This window comes from Streptomyces sp. NPDC088354 (assembly GCF_044753585.1).
Taxonomy (GTDB): domain Bacteria; phylum Actinomycetota; class Actinomycetes; order Streptomycetales; family Streptomycetaceae; genus Actinacidiphila.
The window spans coordinates 1-2,978 of the sequence record NZ_JBIVNJ010000123.1; the positions used below are offsets into that span (position 1 = coordinate 1).

A 2,978-nucleotide genomic window follows, 5' to 3' on the forward strand; every position below is an offset into this window, starting at 1 on the left:
TGACCGGTGCGAACCCATGAAGAAGGTAGGGCAACAGCCATGCCGGGCCCGGAGGCCAGCGGCCCTCTTGCAGGACCGCGAAAAACATAACGGGGACCGCACAGTCCCGCCGGGCAAGGGGACGCGTCTCTCTGCCACGGTCCGGGTGGTGGTCGAACGATCGACGCTGCACAGCAGCCCGAGGGTGACATGCGGAAGGTCGTGCCGCAGGTGAATGAGCGTGGCCACCAACCGTTCGACGAGTATCAGCTGATGCCGTGCGCCGGCACCCGCCGCCCGTTTCCTGACGTCGCCACGTGCAGCGTGACGGCGGCCTTCGACCGCGGCCTGCAGGGAATGCGCCAATTCCTCCATGAGGCAGCCCAGATGACCTTGCTAGATGCCTGTGAACGGGCCGAAGCGCGAGGACCACCCGATGGGCTATGACCGCCACACGCAGATCATGGCACTCCCCAACGCAGACACCTCAGCCGGTAAGTACGCCTATTTGCTTATGGCGTTGAATTCAGGAATTGTGCTTCTCGGGATCGACTTTTACTTTGTCGGCACCCATCGCTGGCGCGTCAGTCACAACAACCTGTTCCATAAGGACAATAACTGCGAAGCAGCGAAGGCATCTGAAGAACTGTACAGGGCTGAGCGATGCCGGCCCATGGAGCGCAGGACCCGGCGGTTGGGCATCGACGTCTCGGTCGCGAAAGAAGCGGACTCGAACTTCCACCGCTCGAGATAGAGGCCGACCAGCCGGATGCTGGGTTGCGATGGCACCTGACCAGCAGTGCAGATTCGGTCAAGTATGGCTTGGTGATCACTGAACTGGTTATGAGTGCCACCGAAGCCGCCACAAATGGAACCTGAGCGTCTTCCGTAAGTTGGCAGATGCACCCACCGACCCCGGCCTGTAACCTTGGCCATCACACAGGCGCCTTGGCCCTTGTGGTGACACAACCCCTCGTGAACTCACATGCCTTGAGCGCCATTGATCTTCAGGTGACTCATTTCGTAGATAATTCAGGGCCTATAGCGCTAAGGCGGCAGGTGCGGACGTATCGCCCGTGTGACTCCGCCTTCCCGTGGCGACGACAGGAGAGATCACCATGACCCCGAAGTGCGGCGGAGACAGCACACCGGACCGGGACGCCCCTTTTGAACCGCGAAGGGTGTTGCTGGACTCCGCCTTCAAGGCTGATTCCCCCTCTCAGTTCACACAATTGCGCGCACAGGGCCCGGTGCACCCTGTCGTCTTCAGCTCAGGCCTGGAGGGCTGGCTGGTCGTCAGGCACCAGCAGGCACGTGAAGCGTTGACCCACCCCTCACTGCTCAAGGACCCGCGTCCGGCGGCCGCAGCCCTCGAAGCGGCCGGCTACGTGGCACACCGGGCGGACGTCGGCGGTGGGCACATGCTCGACTCGGATCCACCAGTGCATACACGGCTGAGGCGATTGGTGGCGGGAGCTTTCACATCGAGGCGGATGGTGCAGCTTCAGCCTCGGATTGAAGAGATAGCCTATAGCCTCCTTGATGCCCTACCGCCGTCAGGCGAGGTTGACCTTGTCGCCGGGTATACCGCCCCCATCCCTGTGACGGTAATAGCCGAGCTGCTCGGTATACCCGAGGAGTACCGGCACAGCTTCCGGAATTGGGCCAGTGACGCGCTTGCGGTCGGCACACCGCGGAGCGAACCCGCGTTTGCAAACCTCCGTCAACTCCTGGCCGAGCTCATAGGAGTCAAAAGTTCCTCTCCGCAAGACGACTTGATGTCGGCGCTGATCGCCGTGCGTGACCAGGACAACGGGAAACTTTCTCACGAGGAACTAGTCTCCACGATGCTGAACCTGCTCATCGCAGGCCACGAAACCACTGTCAATCTCCTCGGAAACGCCATCCTGGCCCTCCTCCAGCATCCCCATCAACTCGAGCGGCTCCGAGCGGAACCGAACCTGATCGCTACGGCAGTGGAGGAGTTCCTCCGCTACGACAGCTCGGTCGAGATCTCCACATTGCGCTTCGCAGCCGAAGATCTTGAGATTGGCGACACACTGATTACAAAAGGAAGCATCGTCGCTGTAGCGCTCTCTTCCGCCAGCCGCGACATGTCCGTGGACGGGTACGGCAACCCTCACCGCCTCGACGTCACCCGTCCCACAGCACGTCATCTGGCATTTGGCCATGGCATCCATCATTGCCTAGGCGCGCCGCTGGCACGAATCGAGGCAACCGTCGCTTTGAGCGCACTTCTGGCCCGCCTACAGCATCTGGAATTGGCGATACCGACCGACGAGATCGAATGGATACCGAACGGCATCATGCGCGGACCCCTCAGCATTCCCGTTCGGTATTACTCCGAACCGCCCCGCGTTCGGTAGAGATCTCAGATCGTGGCATCCACCTCGCTCTAAAGGGCAAAGCCGCGAAGTCACGGGCTGGTCGTTCCTGCAAAAGCAGTCAGGTGCTGATGATGGCCTTGTACGCGCCCCGGCCGACGGGCAGTCTCTTGTACGTGTACTGAGACAGGGGCCGTGTCACGGCGCGGGCTGACGCGGAGACGACGGGTGGGCATCAGATGGTCCAGGACCGTTTGCCCGATGCCGGCGACGAGGTCCATGGTGATGTCCACAGTGACTCCTATAACGTGGATGACCTGGTCACGGGCCACTGAAAGGGGGATGCTGCAGCTGGCCCTGTCCGGGTCGGCGCTGGTGGCGTTGGCGATGGTGATTCTGATCACCTGTTCTCGTCCAGGAGGCCCAGGCCTTCAGGCCTGGGAGGAATGAGCCTTTCGTTGTCAGTGGGGGCTGTCGGCTTGCGGAGCATGACGCCGACTGCGATGGCCGGGCAGAGGTTTGGGCATGCCCGGTACACCTTCCGGTTGCGTGGTCTAGGTGCAATACCGGTGACTTTGAGGGCTTCTATGTCGTTGTGTGGGTGTGCCAAGGCCCGGACAGGTGAAGTCGTCAGATGGTGAGCGGTTGTCGGAT

General features: G+C 61.6%; 2 protein-coding genes and 1 pseudogene. 2 read left to right on the top strand and 1 reads right to left on the bottom strand.

Features of this window, described 5'->3' with window-relative positions; all coding sequences use genetic code 11:
- Positions 1–91: 91 nt before the first annotated feature.
- A pseudogene (locus tag ACIP98_RS42055) lies at positions 92–366 on the bottom strand (IS5/IS1182 family transposase); the annotation flags it as partial.
- 49 nt (positions 367–415) lie between these two features.
- Here ACIP98_RS42055 and ACIP98_RS42060 point away from each other — a divergent pair.
- Positions 416–733 carry a hypothetical protein gene (locus ACIP98_RS42060; RefSeq protein ID WP_401982137.1) on the top strand — a complete coding sequence of 106 codons (318 nt, stop codon included), beginning with the start codon at positions 416–418 and terminating at the stop codon, positions 731–733.
- Positions 734–1,097: 364 nt separating this feature from the next.
- Positions 1,098–2,366, top strand: a complete 1,269-nt coding sequence (locus ACIP98_RS42065; protein WP_401982139.1) for a cytochrome P450 — start codon at positions 1,098–1,100, stop codon at positions 2,364–2,366.
- The last annotated feature ends 612 nt before the right edge of the window (positions 2,367–2,978 follow it).